The organism is Streptomyces ossamyceticus, from assembly GCF_001418475.1.
GTDB lineage: Bacteria > Actinomycetota > Actinomycetes > Streptomycetales > Streptomycetaceae > Streptomyces > Streptomyces ossamyceticus.
This window is the reverse complement of the sequence record NZ_LIQX01000414.1, coordinates 6807-7071: the sequence shown is the minus strand read 5'-3', so window position 1 is coordinate 7071 and position 265 is coordinate 6807. Positions and strand designations below refer to the sequence as shown.

Genomic DNA, 265 nt, shown 5'->3' with positions numbered 1-265 from the left:
CACCGCGCCGGGCGCCCGAGGTGCGACCCGGGGCCGGTCCTTCGGTAGCGGGGTCGGCCCGGCGGCGGCCCAGGATCAGCCGAAGCGTTCGATGCGGATGTGGTCCACCGGCTGACCGGCCTGGACCAGAAGTCGTGAGGCGTGCTCCGCGAACGCGTTCGAGCCGCACACGTACGCCTCCCAGCCGTCCGTCGGCCGCTCCGCCAGCAGCGGTGCCACATGGGCCGCCGCCAGCCTGCCCACCGGCACGCCCTCGGGCGCCCGA

General features: G+C 76.2%; 1 pseudogene. It reads right to left on the bottom strand.

Features of this window, described 5'->3' with window-relative positions:
- Nucleotides 1–75: 75 nt before the first annotated feature.
- A pseudogene (locus AOK15_RS47320) lies at nucleotides 76–265 on the bottom strand (oxidoreductase); the annotation flags it as partial.